This is a genomic window from Aliterella sp. E5.1 (assembly GCF_057473825.1).
The window spans coordinates 1-1924 of record NZ_JBYCCV010000296.1; the positions used below are offsets into that span (position 1 = coordinate 1).

Annotated in this window: 1 protein-coding gene; it reads left to right on the top strand. The window is 36.1% G+C overall.

Annotated features, from left to right (window positions below; all coding sequences use genetic code 11):
- Positions 1-451: 451 nt before the first annotated feature.
- Positions 452-1732, top strand: a complete 1281-nt coding sequence (locus AC2VE5_RS26490; RefSeq protein ID WP_486890528.1) for a hypothetical protein — start codon at positions 452-454, stop codon at positions 1730-1732.
- Positions 1733-1924: the final 192 nt, after the last annotated feature.

Consider the following 1924-nt stretch of genomic DNA (forward strand, 5'->3'; position numbering starts at 1 on the left):
GACTTTTGACTTTGCCACGATTGGGTTGATGTTGCCCTGCTTCGATACGTTGACCCGTTCTTTCAGATATTTCAGCGATATACGCTGCTTTGGTTTGATTCAAACCAATTTTTCTTGCGTTCATATACGCTCTTTTCTGGTATAAATGGATTGTTTTTATTGACACTAGCTTTTTCTCTTTTCTGGGAGATTTTCTAGTGTCTTTCTTTTTGGTTGGCTTTGATTCTACTTTTGGTTCTTTCAGCGTCCGTTGTCTAGAATCGCTTCTTTGTCTCACCTACCCGCCAATACTCTCTTCTAACCCGCCATTAACAGTGTCGTCTAATATCCATGCTTAGGTTAACGGTTGGTAAGTTATTTGCAGTAAATTTATCTATAATTTAGAGCCATCAAACATGGAGCTATTTTTTATGTTGAGGTTTACAGGGTTTTGCTAATATCAGCTGCTTTTGTGCCTAACCCACTTTCTGACGAGCAAAAAATTACCCCAGCAGGTCGCCGCCGAGGTATAAATAGTCATATTTTATGTATTCGTTACAACCAAAAGGCAATCAAACCTGTATTATCAGTCCAAAAAGAATTTAACCTTGGTAGTGGAATTATTAGAGGATGCAGCGCTGGCGAGCGCCTGAGCCTAGATCGTATTATTGATTCAAGGGGAAAACAATTATTTGGCGCTGATTTACGCACAGGTACTATTTCTGTTTGGGAACATCAAGTACGTTATTTATTAAATAAACAAGTTAGTAATAACCAAATTGCCAGTGTTATTACTAATGGTAATTTAACTCAAAATTCTTATTTTATTGCTTGGTTTAAACAAGATGGTTTATTAATTCGCTTAAAAAATGAGCCAGTTGCAACGCAAACTTATGATTGTGTAGTTATTGATGAATATAATCAAGCCGCTATAGAAAAAATAAGTTTTAAAAATCAAGATATTCAAGCTGAAGCGGGCTGGCAAGCTATTAATACAATTACGAATAACCCCCTAAATCCATCTGTTCGATTTGTATTTTCTGGGCAAAGAGTTGTCAAAAATGGACAACCTATATCTCACCAAGAATTGGAAGCACAGATTATTTCTGGCTGTTTCGCCGATTTACGCCACGTATTTAGATTTGCGGCTGTACCTAGTGTAGGTTATTGGCTAGATTTGGGACTAGGACAGTTTTACGATCGTGGAAAAATTAATATAGATACTGTTACAAGAGCTTTGAGACACGAGTCAATAAATATACAATGGCGAGACTTATGCAATGATGCAAATGTTATCAAAAAAGCTTTAGCTGATAAGGGATATCAAGAGTCTAATAGTGGTAATCCTGGTACTTACTATTTATCTGGTAGTTCAGTTAATATCGTATTTTTGCAGGCAATTTATTGTCATAGCATTTTAGGCATAGACAAACAAGGCGAATTATGCTCTATGTATATAACTGGATGGAGTAATAATGTCGGTACAACCTTACAAAGCTTGTCTCAACTAGCAGCTAATCTTTTTCAAGATGCAATTTTAGTTAATAATGGCGGCGATGTTTTTCAACTAGTTAATTATGACCAAAAGGAACAAATGATTCCTTATAGTAAGTTGCAAGATCCGCATTGGACAGTAATCGAATCTTGCGAACAGCGTTACTATATTAGATCGGTGCTACTTATGACAAGCGATTACCCAGTTAACGAGGGAGATATTCAGGTTTTGCAACCTAATTTTATTCTACCTAATTAAGGCTAAAAACTACTATCAGGTAAAAAATGGATTAACTCAATTTATGAGGTGAATAATAGTCCTGCTAAGCTAATAGACATTTAATTTGCAATAACTTTGTCACCTTTATTTTGGATACTTCTGTGCCAGTTAATTACTAGCTCTCCCTCATTGAGCAATCTCTCTAGGATTTCTTGAAGTTGGTTGACGGAC